Below are 376 nucleotides of genomic sequence, written 5' to 3' on the forward strand. Positions count from 1 at the left end.
GACGACGACTTCTTCGCCCTCGGCGGCCACTCCCTGCTCGCCACCCGGCTCACCGCCCGTATCCGGGCCGCGCTCGGCGTGGAGGTCCCCGTCAAGACCCTCTTCGAGCACCCGGCGCCGGCCGCGCTGGCCGCCGTGCTCGACGGTGCCGAGGCGGCGCGGCTTCCGCTGCGGCGGGCCGAGCACCGGGCGGAGCCGCTGCCGCTGTCCTTCGCGCAGCGCCGCCTCTGGTTCCTCAACCGGTTCGAGGGGCCCAGCGACACCTACAACGTCCCGCTCGTGCTGCGCCTCGACGGCCCGCTGGACGCCGACGCGCTGGAGAGCGCGCTGGCCGACGTGGTCGAACGCCACGAGAGCCTGCGCACCGTCTTCCCCG

At 75.5% G+C, this 376-nt stretch carries 1 protein-coding gene; it reads left to right on the forward strand.

Annotated features, from left to right (window positions below; translation table 11 throughout):
• On the forward strand, positions 1 to 376 hold a 376-nt coding region (locus GT030_RS31525), incomplete at both ends, for a condensation domain-containing protein (RefSeq protein WP_161204011.1).

This window comes from Streptomyces sp. SID1328, assembly GCF_009865595.1.
GTDB lineage: Bacteria > Actinomycetota > Actinomycetes > Streptomycetales > Streptomycetaceae > Streptomyces > Streptomyces griseoluteus.